The organism is Kitasatospora sp. NPDC005748 (assembly GCF_040630735.1).
In the GTDB taxonomy this organism is placed as follows: Bacteria; Actinomycetota; Actinomycetes; order Streptomycetales; family Streptomycetaceae; genus Kitasatospora.
In genome coordinates this window covers 46,977-66,528 of record NZ_JBEXYD010000030.1, presented here as the reverse complement: position 1 = coordinate 66,528, position 19,552 = coordinate 46,977, and the positions used below count along the sequence as shown (strand labels likewise).

General features: G+C 75.6%; 24 protein-coding genes. 17 read left to right on the top strand and 7 right to left on the bottom strand.

Annotated elements, in window-relative coordinates:
- Positions 1-112 precede the first annotated feature (112 nt).
- Genes ABZ495_RS21855 through ABZ495_RS21825 form a run of 7 tightly spaced genes read left to right on the top strand, consistent with a single transcriptional unit; the run spans position 113 to position 3,621 of the window.
- Positions 113-562 (top strand): gas vesicle structural protein GvpA, encoded by a 450-nt coding sequence (locus tag ABZ495_RS21855; protein WP_329486070.1) that lies wholly within the window; start codon positions 113-115, stop codon positions 560-562.
- A 3-nt stretch (positions 563-565) separates the two neighbouring features.
- A complete protein-coding gene (locus ABZ495_RS21850; RefSeq protein WP_359837556.1) occupies positions 566-1,279 on the top strand; it encodes a GvpL/GvpF family gas vesicle protein in 714 nt (237 codons plus the stop codon).
- Between the two features lie 58 nt (positions 1,280-1,337).
- Complete coding sequence (locus ABZ495_RS21845; RefSeq protein WP_329486068.1) at positions 1,338-1,586, top strand: gas vesicle protein GvpG; 249 nt, start codon at positions 1,338-1,340, stop codon at positions 1,584-1,586.
- A gap of 52 nt (positions 1,587-1,638) precedes the next feature.
- Positions 1,639-2,103 carry a gas vesicle protein gene (locus tag ABZ495_RS21840; RefSeq protein WP_329486067.1) on the top strand — a complete coding sequence of 155 codons (465 nt, stop codon included), beginning with the start codon at positions 1,639-1,641 and terminating at the stop codon, positions 2,101-2,103.
- Positions 2,103-2,912 (top strand): GvpL/GvpF family gas vesicle protein, encoded by an 810-nt coding sequence (locus ABZ495_RS21835; protein WP_359807964.1) that lies wholly within the window; start codon positions 2,103-2,105, stop codon positions 2,910-2,912. Before ABZ495_RS21840 ends, ABZ495_RS21835 begins: the two co-directional genes overlap by 1 nt.
- Positions 2,909-3,160 carry a gas vesicle protein gene (locus tag ABZ495_RS21830; RefSeq protein ID WP_359807962.1) on the top strand — a complete coding sequence of 84 codons (252 nt, stop codon included), beginning with the start codon at positions 2,909-2,911 and terminating at the stop codon, positions 3,158-3,160. Before ABZ495_RS21835 ends, ABZ495_RS21830 begins: the two co-directional genes overlap by 4 nt.
- The gene (locus ABZ495_RS21825) at positions 3,157-3,621 is read left to right on the top strand and encodes a gas vesicle protein K (protein ID WP_359837553.1); all 465 of its coding nucleotides are present in this window, start codon (positions 3,157-3,159) and stop codon (positions 3,619-3,621) included. Before ABZ495_RS21830 ends, ABZ495_RS21825 begins: the two co-directional genes overlap by 4 nt.
- Positions 3,622-3,719: 98 nt before the next feature.
- On the opposite strand, the gene ABZ495_RS21820 is transcribed toward ABZ495_RS21825, so the two are convergent.
- Together ABZ495_RS21820 and ABZ495_RS21815 are read right to left on the bottom strand one after the other, a co-directional pair.
- A complete protein-coding gene (locus ABZ495_RS21820; protein ID WP_352292981.1) occupies positions 3,720-4,367 on the bottom strand; it encodes a response regulator transcription factor in 648 nt (215 codons plus the stop codon).
- Complete coding sequence (locus tag ABZ495_RS21815) at positions 4,364-5,410, bottom strand: histidine kinase (protein ID WP_359837551.1); 1,047 nt, start codon at positions 5,408-5,410, stop codon at positions 4,364-4,366. Before ABZ495_RS21815 ends, ABZ495_RS21820 begins: the two co-directional genes overlap by 4 nt.
- A gap of 153 nt (positions 5,411-5,563) precedes the next feature.
- Between ABZ495_RS21815 and ABZ495_RS21810 the strand changes: the two genes are divergently transcribed.
- The 5 genes from ABZ495_RS21810 to ABZ495_RS21790 all read left to right on the top strand — a co-directional run bounded on the left by ABZ495_RS21810 (position 5,564) and on the right by ABZ495_RS21790 (position 9,533).
- Complete coding sequence (locus tag ABZ495_RS21810) at positions 5,564-6,136, top strand: hypothetical protein (RefSeq protein WP_359837549.1); 573 nt, start codon at positions 5,564-5,566, stop codon at positions 6,134-6,136.
- Positions 6,137-6,402: 266 nt separating this feature from the next.
- Positions 6,403-7,071, top strand: a complete 669-nt coding sequence (locus tag ABZ495_RS21805; protein WP_359837547.1) for a DedA family protein — start codon at positions 6,403-6,405, stop codon at positions 7,069-7,071.
- A 94-nt stretch (positions 7,072-7,165) separates the two neighbouring features.
- Complete coding sequence (locus ABZ495_RS21800) at positions 7,166-7,834, top strand: O-methyltransferase (RefSeq protein ID WP_359837545.1); 669 nt, start codon at positions 7,166-7,168, stop codon at positions 7,832-7,834.
- Positions 7,835-7,883: 49 nt separating this feature from the next.
- Entirely contained in the window at positions 7,884-8,783 is a 900-nt protein-coding gene (locus ABZ495_RS21795) for a Gfo/Idh/MocA family oxidoreductase (protein WP_359807956.1), read from the top strand.
- 189 nt (positions 8,784-8,972) lie between these two features.
- Positions 8,973-9,533, top strand: a complete 561-nt coding sequence (locus ABZ495_RS21790; RefSeq protein ID WP_359837542.1) for a GNAT family N-acetyltransferase — start codon at positions 8,973-8,975, stop codon at positions 9,531-9,533.
- A gap of 23 nt (positions 9,534-9,556) precedes the next feature.
- On the opposite strand, the gene ABZ495_RS21785 is transcribed toward ABZ495_RS21790, so the two are convergent.
- Positions 9,557-10,657, bottom strand: coding sequence for a hypothetical protein (locus ABZ495_RS21785; protein ID WP_359837539.1), 1,101 nt, complete (start codon positions 10,655-10,657; stop codon positions 9,557-9,559).
- 99 nt (positions 10,658-10,756) lie between these two features.
- Here ABZ495_RS21785 and ABZ495_RS21780 point away from each other — a divergent pair, with 99 nt between their 5' ends.
- The 3 genes from ABZ495_RS21780 (at position 10,757) to ABZ495_RS21770 (ending at position 14,615) form a co-directional block, all read left to right on the top strand.
- A complete protein-coding gene (locus tag ABZ495_RS21780; RefSeq protein ID WP_359837537.1) occupies positions 10,757-11,785 on the top strand; it encodes a phosphotransferase family protein in 1,029 nt (342 codons plus the stop codon).
- A gap of 12 nt (positions 11,786-11,797) precedes the next feature.
- Entirely contained in the window at positions 11,798-13,057 is a 1,260-nt protein-coding gene (locus tag ABZ495_RS21775) for an acyl-CoA dehydrogenase family protein (protein ID WP_359837535.1), read from the top strand.
- Between the two features lie 229 nt (positions 13,058-13,286).
- Entirely contained in the window at positions 13,287-14,615 is a 1,329-nt protein-coding gene (locus tag ABZ495_RS21770) for an esterase (protein ID WP_359837533.1), read from the top strand.
- A 55-nt stretch (positions 14,616-14,670) separates the two neighbouring features.
- Here the strand turns inward: ABZ495_RS21770 and ABZ495_RS21765 are convergent, their stop codons facing one another.
- A complete protein-coding gene (locus ABZ495_RS21765) occupies positions 14,671-15,084 on the bottom strand; it encodes a helix-turn-helix domain-containing protein (RefSeq protein ID WP_359807947.1) in 414 nt (137 codons plus the stop codon).
- 92 nt (positions 15,085-15,176) lie between these two features.
- Between ABZ495_RS21765 and ABZ495_RS21760 the strand changes: the two genes are divergently transcribed.
- A complete protein-coding gene (locus ABZ495_RS21760) occupies positions 15,177-16,058 on the top strand; it encodes an NAD(P)H-binding protein (protein ID WP_359837531.1) in 882 nt (293 codons plus the stop codon).
- A 22-nt stretch (positions 16,059-16,080) separates the two neighbouring features.
- Here the strand turns inward: ABZ495_RS21760 and ABZ495_RS21755 are convergent, their stop codons facing one another.
- Genes ABZ495_RS21755 through ABZ495_RS21745 form a run of 3 tightly spaced genes read right to left on the bottom strand, consistent with a single transcriptional unit; the run spans position 16,081 to position 18,619 of the window.
- Positions 16,081-17,052: an NADPH:quinone oxidoreductase family protein gene (locus ABZ495_RS21755; RefSeq protein WP_359837529.1), complete on the bottom strand. Its 972-nt coding sequence runs from the start codon at positions 17,050-17,052 to the stop codon at positions 16,081-16,083.
- Positions 17,049-17,855: an SDR family oxidoreductase gene (locus tag ABZ495_RS21750; protein ID WP_359837527.1), complete on the bottom strand. Its 807-nt coding sequence runs from the start codon at positions 17,853-17,855 to the stop codon at positions 17,049-17,051. The genes ABZ495_RS21755 and ABZ495_RS21750 overlap by 4 nt, the downstream gene beginning before the upstream one ends.
- A gap of 5 nt (positions 17,856-17,860) precedes the next feature.
- A complete protein-coding gene (locus ABZ495_RS21745; protein WP_329486046.1) occupies positions 17,861-18,619 on the bottom strand; it encodes an SDR family oxidoreductase in 759 nt (252 codons plus the stop codon).
- Between the two features lie 222 nt (positions 18,620-18,841).
- Here ABZ495_RS21745 and ABZ495_RS21740 point away from each other — a divergent pair, with 222 nt between their 5' ends.
- The gene (locus ABZ495_RS21740) at positions 18,842-19,474 is read left to right on the top strand and encodes a TetR/AcrR family transcriptional regulator (RefSeq protein WP_359807944.1); all 633 of its coding nucleotides are present in this window, start codon (positions 18,842-18,844) and stop codon (positions 19,472-19,474) included.
- Positions 19,475-19,552 lie beyond the last annotated feature (78 nt).

Genomic DNA, 19,552 nt, shown 5'->3' with positions numbered 1-19,552 from the left:
CCGAAGCGCCGTCCCGGCCGGTCCGCCGTACCGCGGCCGCCGGAACGCCCGACCGACACGAGAGGAACGGCCACCCGCACATCGCTGCGAGCGACCGGGAACGGAGCCCAGCGTGACAGTCGTACCGCAGTCAGCAGGCGGGGGCGTGGCCTCCCGCGGTGCGGGGCCCGGCGGCGCCGGGTCCGGCAACCTGTACGACATCCTCGAACTCATCCTGGACCGTGGCCTGGTCATCGACGTCTTCGTCCGGGTCTCCCTGGTCGGGATCGAGATCCTCAAGATCGACGCCCGCATCGTGGTCGCCAGCGTGGACACCTATCTCCGTTTCGCGGAGGCCTGCAACCGTCTGGACCTGGAGTCCGGGCGCAAGGCACCCGCCCAGCTGACCGACATCGTCGGCGAGGTCACCGAAGGCGGGGCCAAGGGCAAGAGCAAGGGTGCGCTGACCGGCGCCGTCGAGGCCGTCACCGACGCCGTGCGCGGCGGTCGCGACGAGGAGAAGGAGCCCGCCGAGAAGCGCGAGCGCCCGGCCCGCCGACCGGCCCGGCACCGCGAGGAGTGAACCATGGCCGTCTACGTCTACTCCATCGTCGCCGGCACGCATCCGCTCGACCTGAGCGGCCTCGCGGGAGTCGGAGCGGATCCCGCCGCCCTGCGGACCGTCGACAGCGGACGGCTGACCGCGGTCGTCAGCGACGCGCCGCCCGGCCTGCGCGCCAAACGCCGCGACCTCGCCGCCCACCAGGCGGTGCAGGAGCGCCTCATGGCCGGCGGCACGGTTCTCCCGCTGCGCTTCGGCCTGACCGCCCCCGACGACGACGCCGTCCGCGCGGCCCTCACCGAGAACGCCGAGCAGTACGCGGCCCGGCTGAGCGAACTCGACGGGTGCGCCGAGTTCCACCTCAAGGCGACCGAGGACGAGGAGAGCCTGTTGCGCCGGATCCTGGCGGAGTCGCCGGAGGCCCGGCGCCTCAACGACGAGATCCGCGGCGGGCGCGCCGCCCCCGACGCCCCGGTGGTGCTCGGCGAACTCGTCTCCCAGGAGGTGCGCGCCCGCCAGGAGGCCCTCGCCGCCGGCATCACCCAGGCACTGCGGCCCCACGCGCGCGATGAGCGATCCTCCCCGCCGTCCGGCGACGTCTTCCTGAGCATCTCGTTCCTCGTCGCCCGTGACGGCGAGGACGCCTTCCTGACGGCCGAGAAGGGCCTCGCCGCCGAACTCGGTGACAGCGTGGACCTGCGCCTGCACGGTCCGTTGCCCGCGTACAGCTTCGTCTGAGTCCGAGGACGCGGAGAAGACCACGCGGAGAAGATGATGCGGAGGAAGCGAGGAAGCCATGGGTCTGATCACGCAGATCCTCACCCTGCCGCTGGCCCCCGTCCGCGGCGCCGTGTGGGTGGCCGAACGCATCCAGGAAGCAGCCGAGCAGCAGTACTACGATCCCGCCCCCGTCGAACGCGAACTGGCCGAGCTGGAGCAGGCCCTGCTCGCCGGCGACATCGACGAGGAGACCTTCGACCGGCGGGAGGACGAACTCCTCGACCGGCTGGACGAGATCAGGGCATGGCAGCGCGGGGAGCCGTGACCCGCCCGGCCCCGGCCAGGGGCCCGAACCAGGAGAGGAAGGCCGAACGGTCGTGACACAACCCATCGCCGACAGGTTCGGCTCCACCTCCTCCCGAGCCGCACCGCCCTACGCCCAGGGCTCCTCCGCCAACCTCGCCGACATCCTCGAACGCGTCCTCGACAAGGGCATCGTCATCGCCGGTGACATCCAGATCAACCTGCTCGACATCGAACTGCTCACCATCAAACTGCGCCTGCTGGTCGCCTCGGTGGACAAGGCCAAGGAGATGGGCATCGACTGGTGGGAGCACGATCCCTCGCTCTCCTCGCGCGCCCGGGGCGACCGCCTGCCGGCCGCCGACCGGGAGCCGGCACGGGAACTGGAGGCCGAGAACGAGCGCCTGCGCGGCGAACTCGCCCGGCTGCGGGCGGAGCCGGGCCTGCCACCGGCCGCCGAGGAGCCCCCCGTCCGCCGCCCCGCACGCGCGAAGCGCGCCGCCCCGGCGCCCCGCACGCGACGCACCCGGGAGGAGTGATGGCCGGCACCGTCGTCTACGCCTACGCCATCGCCAGGACCACCGAAGCCCTCGGGCCCGCCGCCGCCGGCGCGCACGGGATCGCCGGCGCCCCGGTGCTGCTCCTGCACGCCGACGACCCCGGGCTCGCGGCGGCCGTCAGCCGCGTCCCCGCCGAGGACTTCCGGCAGGACGCCCTCGCCGAGCACCTGGAGGACCTCCAGTGGCTCGAAACCGCGGCCCGGGCCCACCACGCCGTGGTCGCCGCGCTCGCCGCGGTCACCACCGTCCTCCCGCTGCGCCTCGCGACGGTGTACTTCGACGACGACGGCGTGCGCAGCGCCCTCGACGCCCGCCAGGACGAGTTCACGGCGGCGCTCGACCGGCTCGTGGCGCAGGTCGAATGGGGCGTGAAGATCTATGTCGAGGCTCGGGCACCGGATCCGGTGCCCGAGGGGCCGCCGCCCGCGGACGTCGGGCCGGGCCGGGCCTACCTGCACGCCCGGAGGGCCGTGCGCGACCGGCACGCGGAGCGCTACCGCGCCGCGGAACAGGCGGCGGCCCGGGTGGAGGCCGCCGCGGCCCGACTGGCGGTGGCCCGGGCGCACCACCGCGTCCACAGCGGGGAGCCGGTGGGGGAGCAGGGCGAGAACGTGCTCAACGACGCCTACCTGGTGCCCGTGGAGCGGGCCGGGGTGTTCCGCGAGGACGTCCTGCGGGCGGGGCAGGGGCTGAACGGGGTCCGCGTCGAGGTCACCGGCCCGTGGGCGCCCTACTCCTTCGCCGTGCTGCCCCAGGACGAGCCGACGGGTGGTGAACGGCCGGTATGAACGGTCAGCAGCCCGGGCCGGGCGACCGGTACGGCGGGCAGGAGCCGCTGCCGGACCGCCGGATCGCCCTCGTCGACCTCCTGGACCGGCTGCTGGGCGGGGGTGTCGTCCTCACCGGCGACATCGTGCTGTCCGTCGCCGACGTCGACCTCGTGCGCATCTCGCTGCGGGCCCTGATCGTCTCGATCAGCGGCCCGGAGCTCTCTCCGTGGCGGGACGGCAGGCGGCTCGGCGGTGATGGGCCGTGAGCCCCTCGGACGCCGGTCGGACCGGCGGTGCCGACCGCGCCGGTGACACCGGCCGCGCCGAGCGTGATGGCCGGGGCCGTCGCTACGCGGAGGTCGCCGCGGCCGCCGATCGCGCGTTCCGCCTGCTGCCCGCGTCCCCCGAGGACGGCCGTCGGGTGCGGGACCGGCAGCCCCACCCGGCCCGCAGGATCAACACCGACGGCACCGACCCCGAGAACGTCGAACGGGACCTGGTCCAGCTCGTGCTCACCCTGGTCGAACTCCTGCGGCAGCTCATGGAGCGCCAGGCGCTGCGCCGGGTCGACGCCGGGGACCTCAGCGAGGAGCAGGAGGAGCGACTCGGTGCGACCCTGATGGCGCTACACGACAGGATGGACGACCTCTGCGCCCGCTACGGCCTGAACCGCGCCGACCTGAACCTCGATCTCGGCCCGCTGGGAAGCCTCCTGCCGCCCCCGTAGGCGGCCCCCGGCATCACCGGCCGTCCAGCTATCACCGGCCGTCCAGCTACCACCGGCCGTCCCGCTATCGGCGGCCCCCGCCGTCGGCGGCCCTCCCGCTATCGGCGGTCGCCCCAGACCGAGGCGGCGATGCCGACCCGGTTCCGCACGCCGAGCTTGCGCTGGATGTTCGCCAGGTGGTTCTTGACCGTGCCGGCCGAGATGAACAACTGCTCGGCGATCTCCGCGTTGGTCGCCCCGCCCGAGACCAGCCCGGCGATCTCGGTCTCCCGCGGGGTCAGCGGCTCGGCGGGCTCCGCCTGCGGCGACGCCGGGGCGGGGGCGGCCAGTTGACGCAGCAGCCGGACGGTGACCTGCGGGCTGATCAGGGTGTCACCGGCCACCGCCGCCCGGACCGCCTCGACCAGCAGGGCGGGGCTGGACCGCTTGAGCAGGAAGCCGGCCGCGCCGTGCCGGAGCGCGGCGTGCACGTACTCGTCCAGGTCGAAGGTGGTCACCACGACCACCCGCAGCGGGTCGGCCACCTCGGGCCCGGCCAGCCGCCGGGTCAGTTCCAGGCCGTCCAGCTTCGGCATCCGGATGTCCGCCAGCACCACGTCGGGGCGGAGCAGGCGGGCCTGTTCGAACGCGGCGAGGCCGTCGGCGGCCTCCGCCACCACGGTGAGGTCGGGCTGGGCGTCCAGGATCATCCGGTAGGCCGCGCGGATGTCGTCGTGGTCGTCGGCCAGGAGGACGCGGATGCTCATGAGGCCCCTTCGGCCGGCAGCGGAAACGTGGCGGTGACCAGCCAGCCCTGCCCGGCGCGCCCGGCGTCGAGCGTACCGCCGAGCGCCTCGACCCGGGCGGCCAGGGCGCTCAGGCCGTGCCCGCCCCGGTGCCGGGGCAGGCTCTCGACCGCTCCGCCGTCGTCGGCGACGGTCAACTCCAGCCGCTGCCCGTCGAGTCGGCGGACGGACACGGTGACCGATCGGGCGGCGGGGGCGTGCCGGCGGACATTGGTCAGCGCCTCGACCACGATCCGGTGGACGGTGGCCCCGGCCTCCCGGCCGACCGGCCGCTCCGGCAGGTCGAGCCGGACCTCGGCGGCCCCCGAGGCGGTGAACCGTTCGGCCAGCGCGGGGAGTTCGGCCAGGCCGGGCTGCGGGGCCCGGCGGCCGGCGGCGTCCCCGTCCGGGGTGCGCAGCAGGGCGACCGTCCGGTCCAGCGAGGAGAGCGCCTGCTGGCCGGACTGCTCGATCCGCCGGAACACCTCGGCCAGTTCGGGGTGCGGCTCCGCCAGGAAGCCGCCGGCCTGGGCCAGCGCGACCATCCCGCTGACGTCGTGGGCCACGAAGTCGTGCAGGTCGTGGGCGAGTTCCAGCTGTTCGGCCCGGCGTGCGGCCGCCACCTCGCGGCGCCGCAGGCCGTCCAGCGACCAGAGGTAGAAGCCGACCAGCGCCGCCCCCAGGGCCCCGACCGCGCCGAAGCCGAGGAGTCCGACCTGCTGCCAGCCCTCGACCGGCGCGGCATAGCGCAGCGGCCAGCAGAGCAGCGCCGCCGCCAGGACCCCGACGGCCACCCGTCCCCGGCCGGTGCGCACCGTCATCGTCACCAGGACCAGCAGCCCGATCAGTTCGGCCACTCCGACCGGCCCCGCCGGGCCGTCCTCGCCGAAGCCGCCCAGCGCCGCCCCGACGGCGGTCAGCGCGAGCGAGGCCACCCCCGCCGCCGCCGTCGGCCGTGGCCGCCCGATCCGCACTGCGGCCGCCACCGCGAGCACCGGCACGATGCTCCCCCATTCCCCGATCATGCGCCCAGCCTATGCACCGGGCGGCGCCGCCACCCGTGCCGAACGGCACAGGCCGGGGCGGCGGGGCGCCCGCGGACCTCCCGATCGGCACCTGCCGCCGGTACCGGCCCCGCCGCCAGGCTGGAGGCACACCGAACGACGAGAGGAACTCCGATGCTGGGCACCGCAGTCACCCCCACCACCAGTGCCGTCGCCACCCCGCTCCCGTACCGGCCCGCCGCACCGTGGGCGGTCCGGGTGGCCAAGGTCGCGGCGCTGACCGCCGTCCCGTCCGGGCTCTGGCGGGTCGCCCTGGGCGTCGGCATCCCGGTCGGATTCTCCGGGGCGATGGAACGGCAGATGACGGCCCACATGCCGGGCTGGGCCACCCTCTACGTGCTCGCCCTGAGCGCGCTCGCCGAGGCGCTGGCCTTCCTCTCCCTGGGCCTGGTCCGCCCCTGGGGCCGGGTCACCCCCAGCTGGCTGCCGCTGATCGGCGGCCGCCGGGTGCGTCCATGGGCCGCCGTGGTCCCCGCCGGACTGGGGGCGGTGGCGGTCACCGCGCTCACCTTCGCCGCCGGCTTCGGCGGGTGGTACGGCCCGAACGCCATGGGCGATCCGGAGGCCCCGCACGGCCTGGCCGGTCTGGCCATGACCCTCTGCTACGCCCCGCTGCTGCTCTGGGGCCCGTTGCTCGCGATCGTCACCGTGGACTACCACCGCCGTTCCAGGGCCGGCGCGCGCTGATCCGTCGCCGCGGGGCCGGCCCGGCGCCGCCGGGGCGTGCGGGCCCGGTCCCGCTTCCCGACGCCGGGTGCCGCCATCCCGGAACCACGGAGGTGTGTCGTACGTCGTAATCGGGGGTGATCGGCCGGGGGGACAGGCCGCCCGGCACGTTAGGCTGCGTCTTTCGGGGAGCGGCCTGGTGCCGCCATCGGATCGTCGTCGAGACCCACCGGACCGGGCACGGCCCGTCCCACGAACGGATCTCGTCCTGCCACGGAGGTACGGCCTTGCACATCGACGCCTGGATCGAGAGCGTCCCACCGGGTGCGGTGTACGCCCTGGTCGCGCTGATCATCGGGCTGGAGTCCCTGGGCATCCCGCTGCCCGGCGAGATCGCCCTGGTGTCGGCGGCCCTGCTGTCCGCCCGCGGTGTGGTCAGCCCGGTCTGGGTCGCGGTCTGCGCGATCCTCGGGGCGATCATCGGCGACTCGATCGGCTACTCGATCGGGCGCAAGGGCGGCAAGCCGCTGTTCGAGAAGCTCGGACGGAAGTTCCCCAAGCACTTCGGGCCGGACCACCTGGCCAGTGCCGAGCGCTCGTTCCAGAAGTGGGGCATGTGGGCGGTCTTCTTCGGCCGCTTCATCGCGCTGCTGCGGATCTTCGCCGGCCCGCTCGCGGGCGCGCTGAAGATGCCGTACTGGAAGTTCCTGATCGCCAACGTGCTGGGCGGCGTGGTCTGGGCCGGCGGCACCACCCTGCTGGTGTACCAGGTCGGCAAGGTCGCCGAGCAGTGGCTGTCGCGCTTCTCCTGGGTGGGTCTGCTGCTGGCCGCGGCCGGCGGCGCCCTCTCGGCCTGGCTGATGAAGCGCCGGGCCGGCAAGGCCGCCCGGGCCCACGAGGCCGAGGAGGCGGCGGCCGCCGCCGAGCCCGCGGTGGGCGCTCCCGCGGTGGACTGATCGGCACCGGAGCGTTCCAGCAGAGCAGTCCTCCCGCCGGGGTAGCATCGGGCTACCCCGGCGGTGGCATGTAAAGCAGCAGGTGGAGGGCGTTGTGGCGGAGCAGACGTGGGACGCGGTGGATGCCTACTTCTCCGAGCGGCTGGTCGGGCACGACCCGGTGCTGGAGGCCGCGACGGCCGCCGCCGAAGCCGCGGGGCTGCCGCCCATCGCGGTGGCGCCCAACCAGGGCAAGCTGCTGCAGCTGCTGGCCCTCACCCAGGGCGCGCGGCGCATCCTGGAGGTCGGCACGCTCGGCGGCTACAGCGCGATCTGGCTGGCCCGGGCACTGCCCGCCGACGGCACCCTGATCACCCTGGAGATCGACCCGGCGCACGCCGAGGTCGCCCGGGCGAACCTCGCGCGGGCGGGCCTGGAGAAGGTCGCCGAGGTCCGGCTCGGCCGCGCCGCCGAGTCGCTGGCCGCGCTGGTGGCGGACGGCGCCGAGCCGTTCGACCTGGTCTTCATCGACGCCGACAAGCAGAGCAACCCCGAGTACTTCGCCCGGGCGCTGGAGCTCACCGCCCCGGGCTCGCTGATCGTGGTCGACAACGTGGTGCGCCGCGGCGCCGTCGCCGACCCGGACAGCGACGACCCGGCGGTGGTCGCGATCCGCCGGCTGCACGACCTGATCGCCGCCGAGCCGCGGGTGTCCGCGACCTCCGTACAGACGGTCGGCAGCAAGGGCTACGACGGTTTCACCCTGGCCCGCGTCCAGCGCTGAGCAGCGCGCGACGGCGCCGGGCAGGGACGAGCGAGGGAGAAGAGAGAGCATGCGGATCGGACTGCTGGGCACCGGCCCCTGGGCGGAGCGGGTGCACGCGCCCGTACTGGCGGAGCACCCCGACTTCGAGCTCGCGGGCGTCTGGGGCCGCCGGCCCGAGGCGGCCGCCGCGCTCGGCGAGGCGCACGGTGTGCCCGGCCACCAGGACCTCGACCGGCTGCTCGCCGAGGTGGACGCCGTCTCCATCGCGCTGCCGCCGACCGTCCAGGCGGACCTCGCGGTGCGCGCCGCCGAGGCCGGCTGCCACCTGCTGCTGGACAAGCCGGTCGCGCTGACCGTCCCGGACGCCCGGCGTGTCGTCCAGGCCACCGAGGCGCACGGCGTCGCCACGGTGGTCTTCTTCACCGTCCGCTTCGGCGGCGAGCAGCTGCCGTGGATCGAGAAGCAGGCCGCCACCGGCGGCTGGTTCACCGGTCGCTCCGACTGGCTCGGCTCGGTCTTCGCATCCGACAGCACCAGCCCGTACGCGGCCTCGCCCTGGCGGCAGGAGAAGGGCGCGCTCTGGGACGTCGGCCCCCACGCGCTCTCGGTGCTGCTCCCGGTGCTGGGCGACGCGGTCCGGGTGACCGCGGTCGCCGGCCCCCGGGACACCGTCCACCTCGTGCTGCTGCACGCCGGCGGCGCGTCCAGCACCCTCGCGCTCAGCCTGACCGCCCCGCTCGCGGCCGGCGGCACGGGCATGGAGCTGCGCGGCGAGTCGGGCGTCGTCCACCTCCCCGAGCGCGGCGAGGGCCCGCTGGCCGCGCTCCACCGCGCCCTGGACGCCCTGCGCGACTCCGCCCGCACCGGCGAGCCCCACCCCTGCGGCGCGGCCTTCGGCCTGCGGGTGGTCGAGATCCTCTCCGCCGCCGAGCGCTCGCTGGCCACCGCCGCCCCGGTCGACGTCTGACGGGCCGCGCCCGTGCGGCGGCCGTCCGACGCGACCGCCGCCCCACGGCCGGGGCCGCGACACCCGGTCCCGGAGCGCGGCCGACGTGCTCGGCCGGTTCGGCGGCGTGCCGAACCCCCCTCTGGCGGCGGGCGGTGTTCGTGCGGAACCGTGGGGGCAGGACGTTCGCGAGCCGGAGAGAGCTGCCCCATGACGGAGACGGTGCTGCACCACCACCGGGAACTGACGGCGGCCCTGCGCCGGGCGCTGGTCGCGCTGTACGCGCAGGTGCGGGCGCCGTTGCTGCACCTGCCGAACTACGCCGTCGCGGCCTTCGTCGAGCGCCTGGAGCTGCACAGCGGGCAGCCGGGGTTCGAGGCCGTCCTCGGGTACGACGGCACCGAGCCGGTCGGGTACGCGTACGGCAACACCGTGGAGTCCGGAGACCGCTGGTGGGCCCGGCTGGCCAGGGCGACGCCTCCGGAGCTGACGGCGGCGCCGACCTTCGCGCTCAGGGAGCTGGGGGTGCGCGCACGCTGGCGCGGCACCGGTGCTGCCCGCCGGATCCACGAGGGGCTCGCGGGCGGCCGTGGGGAGGAGCGCGTCATGCTGATGGTTAACCCCGCGGCCGGGGGTGGCAGGGTGCTCGCCCTGTACGAGGCGTGGGGCTACCAGGTCGTGAACGAGGTCCCGCCCACCGCCGAGGCGCCGCCGTTGGTGGCGATGGCCCGGGCGTGCCGGTGGCCCGACGGCGGCGCACCCGGGAACTGACGTCCGGCCGGGTGGCCGCCGGCCTACCAGCCCTGGGGCGGTGCCTCCGGTCGGCGGTCGGCGGGGCGGGCCGGGGGGATGGGCGGGGCGGTGAAGTCGCGCGGGCCGGTCCACAGGGCGGGCACGGCGTCGCTGCGGCGGGCCAGTTCGTAGGCCAGGGCCTCGTAGTTGACGCGCCAGCCGTGGAAGTGCGGCCAGGCGTCGGCGGCGGAGCGTTCGCGGGGGAACCCGGCGGCGGTGATCATCGCCACCGCCGCGTCGAACTCGGTGAAGCTGAGGCGGATCGGGCTGTCCGGCGCCGGGTCCGGGTCGAAGGCGACGCGCAGCGAGCTGCCGACGTCGCGCAGCGCGGTGAAGCCGGCCCGCAGGACGAGGCGGGCCTCCGGGGGCGCCGAGCGCGGGTTGATCGCCAGGTGGATCGCGGCGGCGTCCATGACGGCGATCAGGCCCACCACCCAGCTGCGGTTCGGCTGCGGGGAGCGGAACGACAGCAGTACGGGGTAGTTGGAGTGGCTCTCGCCGATGTCGGCGGCGAGCCGCTCCCAGTCGCGGTAGAGCTGGGGGAGCGCCGTCTCGGTGTCCACGAGGGACTGCCGGGCCAGCAGCTCCGGGCCCCAGGCGGGTTCGCCGGCCCGGGACTTGAGGAGCGTCACCTCCACCTCGCGGCGGTTGTAGGCGCCGTACAGGGTCGGCAGGTAGGCGATCTGCAGGGCGATCACCAGCGGGCCGCTGGCGGCGGCCAAGAAGTCGATGACCGAGAGGTGGAGCCGGTCCCCGCTGGCGAAGCCGAGGGTGAAGAGGCTGGAGCCGGCCTCCCGGAAGGAGACCGCCCAGTTCAGCCGCGAGGTGCCGTGCAGCAGCAGGGTGTACGCGAGCAGCATGCTGCCGAGCCACACCCCGAGCATGCCCAGCAGGATCAGCGGCGCCAGCCAGGTCTGCGCCCGGTCCTGGGCGCGGTAGCCGCCGAAGGGCGTGGCGGACAGCCGCAGCAGCGCCCGCAGGCCCCGCCAGAGCCGGTGCACCAGGGAGGAGTACAGGCCGCGCGGCACGACCAGGGTGCGCAGGATGCTCGCGACGGTGAGCACCAGGATCAGCGCGCCGGCCAGGGTGTGGATCAACCTCATGGCGACATTGTGGCGGTACGGCGGCATTGACAGCGCACAGCCCTCCGCTGAATGCTAAGCAAGCGCTTAGTCAGAAACGCTGACCAGGAGAGTGAGCCCATGCCCGACACCCCCGCCGACCCGCCCGGCCTGGACCTCGACCGGCTCCGCGGCCATCTGGACCGCGAACTGCCCGGCACCGTCCGGGGCGCGCTGCGGGCCGAGCTGATCGAGGGCGGCCGCTCCAACCTCACCTACCTGCTGACCGACGGCACCTCCCGCTGGGTGCTGCGCCGCCCGCCGCTCGGGCACGTGCTGGCCACCGCCCACGACATGGGCCGCGAGCACCGGGTGATGACCGCCCTGCGCGGCACCGGCGTCCCCGTCCCCGCCACCCTGCTGCTGGACACCGGCGCGGACGTCCTCGGCGCGCCCTGGTACCTGATGGAGTACGTCCCCGGCACCGCGCACCGCGACGCCGGCCCGCTCGCCGCCCTCGGCGAGAAGCGCGTCCACGCCCTCGGCGAGCAGTTGGTCGACACCCTCGCCGCCCTCCACCGGATCGACCCGGCCGCCGTCGGCCTCGCCGACTTCGGCCGCCCCGAGGGCTTCCTGGCGCGCCAGCTGCGCCGCTGGTCCACCCAGCTCGCCGCCTCCCGCAGCCGGGACCTGCCCGGCGTCGACCGGCTGCACGAGCTGCTCGCCGCCCGGCTGCCCGACTCCCCGGCGCCCGCGCTCGTCCACGGCGACTACCGGCTGGACAACGTGCTCGTCGACGGGCACGACGCCATCACCGCCGTCCTGGACTGGGAGATGTCCACCCTCGGTGACCCGCTCACCGACGTCGGCCTGCTGGTGATGTACACCGAACTCGCCGGTGTCGGCGGCGGCATCATCCCCTCCGCCGCCACCGCCCCCGGCTTCCCCGCCGCCGCCGAACTCGTCACCCGCTACGCCGAACTCACCGGACGCGCCGCCGCCGACCTCGACTGGTACGTGGCCTTCGCCTCCTTCAAGCTCGCCGTCGTCGCCGAGGGCATCCACTTCCGCTTCCGGCAGGGCCGCACCCTCGGCGCCGGCTTCGAGCGGGCCGCCGAGATCGCACCCGTCCTCGCCGAACACGGCCTGACCACCCTCACCGCCCGGTAGGAGCACCGACCGATGGATTTCGCCTACGACGCCCGGACCGAAGAGCTGCGCGAGCGCCTGCTGACCTTCATGGACCGGCACGTGTACCCGGCCGAAGCCGTCCTGGAGGCCCAGTTGGCCGACCCCGGCCGGCCCGCCTGGGACGTGCCGCCGATCGTCGCCGAGCTGCAGGCCGAGGCCCGCGAGCAGGGCCTGTGGAACCTCTTCCTGCCGGACCACCCGGACCACGCGGACCACCCGGACCGGCCGGGGCAGGGCGGCGCCGGCCTGACCAACCTCCAGTACGCGCCGCTCGCCGAGATCACCGGGCGCAGCCCGCAGCTCGCGCCGCCCGCCCTCAACTGCGCCGCCCCGGACACCGGCAACATGGAGCTGCTCGCCCAGTTCGGCTCCGCCGAGCAGCGCGAGCGGTGGCTGCGGCCCCTGCTGGACGCCGAGATCCGCTCCGCCTTCGCGATGACCGAGCCCGACGTCGCCTCCTCGGACGCCACCAACATCGCCACCCGGATCGAGCGCGACGGCGACGAGTACGTCGTGACCGGGCGCAAGTGGTACATCACCGGCGCGATGAACCCGCGCTGCCGGATCTTCATCGTGATGGGCAAGACCGACCCCGGCGCCGAGCCGCACCGTCAGCAGAGCATGATCCTCGTCCCGCGCGACACCCCCGGGGTCACCGTCCGGCGGGGCATGAAGGTGTTCGGCTACGACGACGCCGACCACGGCGGCCACGCCGAGGTCCACTTCGACGGCGTCCGGGTCCCGGCCGGCCACCTGATCGGCGCCGAGGGCTCCGGCTTCGCGATCGCCCAGGCCAGGCTCGGGCCCGGCCGGATCCACCACTGCATGCGGGCGATCGGCATCGCCGAACGCGCCGTCGAGCTGATGTGCCGCCGGACGCTGGACCGGGTGGCCTTCGGGCGCCCGCTCGCGGAGCAGGGCGTGGTGCAGGACTGGATCGCCGAATCCCGGGTCCGGATCGAGCAGTTGAGGCTGCTGGTGCTGAAGACCGCCTGGCTGATGGACACCGTGGGCAACCGCGGCGCGCACGCCGAGATCCAGGCCATCAAGATCGCCACCCCGCGCACCGTCGAATGGATCCTCGACAAGGCCGTCCAGGCCCACGGCGCGGCCGGCGTCAGTCAGGACACCCCGCTCGCCCAGCTCTGGGCCGGCAACCGCACACTGCGCCTGGCCGACGGACCGGACGAGGTGCACAAGCGCTCGCTGGCCCGGCGCGAGCTCAAGCGCCACCGGGCGGGCGACCGCTAGGGGGTGTCGGCAGAGTCCCGCCGGGTCCGCGACGCGACTTTGCCAACACCCTGGGCACGGGCCGCCGGGCGGGTGACCGTCGGGCACCCCGCCCGGCGTGTCATACCGCGGTAGCACGGCGGCAATTGGCTCCGCGGTATGACGTTCGTGCACCACCCCGGCCCGTACGGTCACGGTACGGGCCGGGCCGGTGGGCGGCGGCCGTCGACGGTGAGGAGCTGGGGGAGCCATGCGGGGAGTGACGCGGGAGGTCGTGCGGGGTGTCACGCGCAGGCGGGGGCCGGGGCAGGGCAGGCGGACCGGGATCGCGGCGCTGCTGGCGGCCACGGCGGTGCTGGGCACGGCGGTCGCGCCGGCGGCGGCGCTGGACGCGCCGGCCGTGGCGGAGCGCCGGGCCCGCGCCTGGCTGCCGCAGCCCACCGGGCCGTACCCGGTCGGCACCACCTCGCTGCACCTCACCGACGCCGGACGGGCGGACCCGTGGCAGCCCGGGCGGGCCCGGGAACTGATGATCAGCCTCTGGTACCCGACCGCGCGCCCCGCGGTCGGCGACGAACGGGCCCGCTCCATGGAGCCGGGCGCCGCCGAGCACTTCGGCGGCGACGGCGGCGCCGCCGTCTTCAACTACCGCGCGGCGAGCGGGCGGACGGACTGGTCGGCGATCCGCACGCACGCCCGCCAGGACGCGCCCGCCCTGCCCGGCGGCGGCCGCCCGCGCCCGGTGGTGCTCTACTCGGCCGGGCTCGGCGACCCCCGCACCTGGGGCACCGGCCTGGTCGAGGACCTCGCCTCGCGCGGCTACGTGGTGGTCACCGTCGACCACACCTACGACGCCTCCGAGGTGGCCTTCCCGGACGGCGGCCTGGCCACGTCGGTCTTCCCCGGCATGCTCGGCACGCCCGACCTCGACATCGGCGCCCTGCTGCGCAAGGCGATGCGGGCCCGGGTCGACGACACCCGCTTCGTCCTGGACGAACTGGCCGCGCTGCGCACCGACCGGCGGCTCCCGGCCGGGCTCGGGAGCTCGCTGGACCTGACCCGGATCGGCATGGTGGGCCACTCGGCCGGCGGCTTCACCGCCGTCCAGACCATGCACGACGACCCGCGCGTCACCGCCGGCGTCAACATGGACGGCCAGCTGCACTTCCCCGGGCCGACCGGCGAGGGCGTCTTCCTGAGCAGCGTCGCCGAGGACGGTCTGGACCGCCCGTTCCTGCTGATGGGCACCCACAGCGCGGACTCCGGCGACTACCACCACCAGCCCGGCTGGGACGCCCTCTGGCAGCACAGCCGGGGCTGGCGCGCCGACGTCACACTGGCCGGTTCCCAGCACGGCTCGTACACCGACGCGCAGTCGCTGCTGCCCCAACTCGCCCGGCAGGGCGCGGTGGACGGCGAGGCGCTGCGGGCCGACGTCGGTGAAGTCCGCCCGGAGCGGGCCGTGCTCGCCACCCGGGCGTACGTGGCCTCGTTCTTCGACCGGTGGCTGCGCGGGCACGACGACCACCTGCTGGACGGGCCCTCGCCGCGCTTCCCGGAGATGGAGTTCGCCCGCTGACACGGGCCCGGGGCGGCTCGGGGGCGGGCCGGGGCGGCACCGGCCCCGGGCGCGGTCAGCGGATCTCGGAGTCCGGGTTGGCGGCGTCCCAGTCGCGCCGGGAGCCGAGGATCGCGTCGTGGTGGTCGTAGGACCAGTCCACCATGGCCCGGATCAGATGGGTCAGGCTGTGGCCGACCGCGGTCAGCTCGTAGTCCACCTGCGGCGGGACGGTCGGGTGGACGGTCCGCGACACCAGCCCGTCCCGCTCCAGCCGGCGTACCGTCAGGGTCAGCATCCGCTGCGAGATGCCCGGCACGGCGCGCTGGAGTTCGCGGAACCGCCGGACGCCCTGGGCGAGTTCGACCACCACCAGGACGGACCACTTGTCGCCGAGCCGGTCCAGCAGTCCGCGGATCCCGCAGTCCACGCCGTCCTCGCACCAGACCACCGGCCGGGGGGTGGTTACCGCGGTGTGCCCCACTGACATCGAAGTGCCTCCTTACGCCGAACGGTCAGGGTACCGAGGATGGTCACCGGGCGGCGCGGAGAGCCGCGGGCCCGGAACCGATCCTGGAGGTCGTGGTGCTTCTCGTCACCGGTGTCAACGGAGGACTCGGCGCTCTGGTGCTGGAGCGGCTGGCCGCGCTGCCGGGCGGGCTCGACGGGGTGCTGGCCGGCAGCCGCACCCCGGAGCGGACCCCGGTGGCCGGGGTACCCGTCCGGACGGTGGACTTCGACCGGCCGCGGACCCTGGCGGCCGCCTTCGCCGGGGTGCGGACGCTGCTGCTGATCTCGGCCGGCTACGGCGAGGACGACGTGGTGACCGCCCGTCACCGGGCCGCGATCGAGGCCGCCGAGCGGGCCGGCGTCGAGCACGTGGTCTACACCAGCCTCTCCGGCGATGGCGACCACCTGGCCTACGCGCTGGCGCACCGCTGGACCGAGCGGCGACTGCGCGAGTCCGCCTCGCTGCGCTGGACGATCCTGCGCAACGGGCTCTACGCCGAACTGCTGGGCTCGCTGGCCACGCCGGACCGGGACGGTGTGATCACCGCGCCGCTCGGCGACGGCCGGCTGGCGGCGGTCGCCCGCGCGGACCTGGCCGAGGTCGCGGCCACCGTGGCGCTGGCCCCGGCCGGGCACGCCGGGCGGGTCTACGAGCTGGTCGGCGAGGAGGCGGTGGGCGGCGCGGACGTCGCGGCGGCGCTGTCCCGGGCCGGCGGACGGACGGTCGAGTACCGGCCCGGCACGCTGGCCGGGGCGCGGGCGGCCGCGGCGGCCTCGGGCGCCGCGGACTTCCAGGTGCCGATGGTGGCCGGGACGTACTCGGCGATCGCCCACGGCTTCCTGGCCGGGCCGGGCAAGCCGGGGGACCTCGCCGCCCTGCTCGGCCGCCCGCCGCACCCGGCCCTGGACGTGATCGCGCAGGGCGCGGGAGCGGCCGCGGACTCGGCCGGGTGACCGGGGCGCGGTCCCGCCGGTGCTACTCCCCGAGCACCACCAGCCGGCCGGTGCTGCGGCCGTCGGCGACCCGTTGGACGGCCTCGGCCGCCCCGGAGAGCGGGAGGCGCCCGCTCACCAGCGGTCGCACCACACCGGCCCGGGCCAGCCGGGTCAGCTCCTCGTGGGCGGCCAGCACGGCCTGCGGGTCACGGGTGTTGTAGAGGCCCCAGTGCAGGCCGAGGATGCTGTAGTTCTTCACCAGCGCGTGGTTCAGCGCGGGCGCCGGGATCTCGCCGGCGGCGAAGCCGACCACCACGATCCGGCCCTCGAAGGCGACGCACCGGGCGGAGCCGGTGTAGGCCGCGCCGCCGACCGGGTCGAAGACCACGTCCGCGCCGTGTCCGCCGGTGGCCTCCTTGACCGCCGCGGTGAAGTCCTCGGCGGTCCGGTCCACCACCAGGTCGGCGCCGAGCTCGCGGGCGACGGCCGCCTTCGCGGGGCCGCCGACCACGGCGATCACCCGCGCGCCGGCCGCCCGGCCGAGCTGGACGGCGGCGCTGCCGACCCCGCCCGCCGCCGCGTGCACCAGCAGCGTCTCGCCGGCCCGCAGGGCGGCCCGCCGGTGCAGCGCGAACCAGGCGGTCTGGTAGCCGATGTGCAGGGCGGCGGCCTCCGCGTCGTCCAGCGCCGCCGGGGCCGGGAAGGCCGCCGCGGCGTCCAGCAGGGCGTACTCGGCGAAGGCGCCGGCGGGCAGCAGCGGGGTGCCGATCAGCCGCTCCCCGGCGCGCTCGCCCGCGACCACCTCGCCGCAGAGCTCGACGCCGGGGGTGAACGGCAGCGGCGGGCGGACCTGGTACTGGCCGCGCACCATCAGCGCGTCCGGGAAGTTGACCGCGGCGGCCTTCACCCGGACCAGCAGCTGCCCGGGCCCGGGAGCCGGGCGCGGTACGTCCTCGGCCAGCCGCAGCACCTCGCGCGGCTCGCCCAGCTCGGTGACCTGCCAGGCCCTCACAGCGCCTCGTTCCTTTCGAGCTCCCGCTGGAGCCGGTTCATGCCGCCGAGCCAGCGGTCCGGCTCGGTGGCGCGGGCGGCGTAGTACTCGGCGACCTCGGGGTGCGGCAGGACGAGGAAGCGGTCCTCGCGCAGCGCGGTCAGCAGGGCCCCGGCGACGTCCTCCGGGTCCAGCGCGGTCGGTGCCAGCAGGGCCTCGCCGACCGCGCCGGTCGAGGCCAGCATGTCGGTGCGCACCCCTTGCGGGCAGAGGGCGTGCACCCGCACGCCCCGGTGGCGGTAGGTGGCGGCGAGCCACTCGGCGAACGCGAGCGCGCCGTGCTTGGTGACGGCGTACGGGGCCGAGCCGAGCATGGTGAGCAGCCCGGCGGCCGAGACGGTGGCCACGAACCGTCCGCTGCCGCGCTCCAGCCAGCGGGGGAGCAGCAGGTCGGCGGCGCGTACGTGGGCGAGCACGTTGACCTCCCAGGCGCTCGCCCAGGCGGCGGCCGGCGCGCCGGCCCCGCCGACCGGGGCGACGCCGGCGTTGGCGCACCAGACGTCGATGTCGCCGAGCGCCGCCCGGGCGGCGTCGACCAGCGCGGCGACACCCTCGGCGGAGGCCGCGTCGCCGGGCACCGCGGCGGCGCCGCAGTCCGCGGCCACCTGCCGGGCGGCCGCGGCGTCGAGGTCGTTGACGACCACCCGGGCACCGGCCGCGGCGAAGGCGCGGGCCAGCGCGGCCCCGATCCCCCGCCCGGCGCCGGTGACCACCACGCCCTGGCCCGCGTACTCGGCGGCCGGGCTCCCGTGTTCGTCCGTCACGGCGGTCACATCCCGCCGCCGAGGGTGACGCCGCCGTCGACGACCAGGGTCTGGCCGGTGATCCAGGCGGCGTCGGAGGAGAGCAGGAAGGCGACCGCGCCCGCGACGTCCTCCGGGACGCCGAGGCGGCCCAGCGGGTACGCGGCGGCGACCTGCTCCTCGCGGCCCTCGTAGAGCGCCGCGGCGAACTTCGTCTTGACCACGGCCGGTGCCACCGCGTTCACCCGGATGCCCCGGGGACCGAGTTCGGCGGCCAGCTCGGTGGTCAGCCGCATCAGGGCGGCCTTCGAGACGCCGTACATGCCGATGCCCAGGGAGGCGCGGATACCGGTGATCGAGGCGACGTTGACCACCGAGCCGCCGTGCTCGCCCATCCAGGCGGCGTGCGCGCGGCGGGTCCAGCCGAGCGGGGCGAGCACGTTGACGGCCAGGATCTTGGCGGCGGCCGCCTCGTCGGTGTCCAGGACCGGGCCGAAGACCGGGTTGATGCCGGTGTTGTTGACCAGGTGGTCCAGCCGGCCGAAGGCCTCCATCGTGCGGGCCACCGCTTCGTCCTGGTGGGCCGGGTCGTCCGCCTTCCCCGCGACGCCGATGGCGACCTCGGGGCCGCCCAGGTCGCGGACGGCCTCGGCGAGCGGCTCGGCGGTGCGGGCGGTCAGGCAGACCCGGGCCCCGCGGGCGACCAGCTCGCGCGCGATCCCGAGGCCGATGCCCCGGCTGGATCCGGTGACGACGGCCACCTGGCCCTTGAAGGAGTGCACCACGGAGGGTCCTTTCGCACGGTTCTGCGGAGTTGTCGGGTCCCGCGCCGTCCGGCCGGCCCGGCCGCCAAGGGTTGCCGGGCCGGCCGGACGGACCACCCGACCGGGCTCGTGACTAAGCGCTTGCTTAGCATGCTGTCGGTGCGGGACCCTGTCAACAGTCGGCCGGGCCTCCCGGCCGCCGCAGCCGGAATTCCGGTACGACTCATCTGCGAGGATGGCGCCATGACCAGCACGCCCATCGCCGAGCTCTGGCCGGCCCTGCCCGGCGCCGCCGACACCCGCCCCGAGGCGGCGTTCCGGCTGCTCCAGGCCGCCGTCGAGTCCTTCGCGGAGCGCGGCTTCCACGCCACCACCACCCGGGACATCGCCACCGCCGCCGGGATGAGCCCGGCCGCGCTCTACATCCACTACCCGTCCAAGGCCGCCCTGCTGGCCGAGATCAGCCGGGCCGGCCACGCGGCCACCCTCACCCTGGTCCGCGACGCGGTGGCCGGCGAGGGCGAGCCGGTGGCCCGGATGCGGCGCCTGGTGGAGGAGTTCACGGCCTGGCACGCCCGGGCGCGGACGGTCGGCAGGGTGGTCAACTACGAGCTGCACGCACTGCCGGAGGACGCCTACACGGTGGTCGCCGCGCTGCGGCTGGACATCGAGCGCGAGGTCAGCTCCCTCATCGCGGCGGGCGTCGCGGCCGGCGCCTTCGAGGTCGCCGAGGTCCGCACGGCGGCCCGCGCCGTCACCTCGCTGGGCATCGACGTGTCCCGCTGGTACACCGACCGCAGCAGCGAGAGCCCGGAGGAACTCGGGCGCCGCTACGGCGAGCTGGTGCTGCGGATGCTCGGCGCGCGGGTCGGCTGAGGGCGGGGCGCGGGTCGGGTACGCGGCGCGCGGGTCGGGTACGCGGCGCGCGGTCGGGGCGCGGGTCGGGTGCGCGGG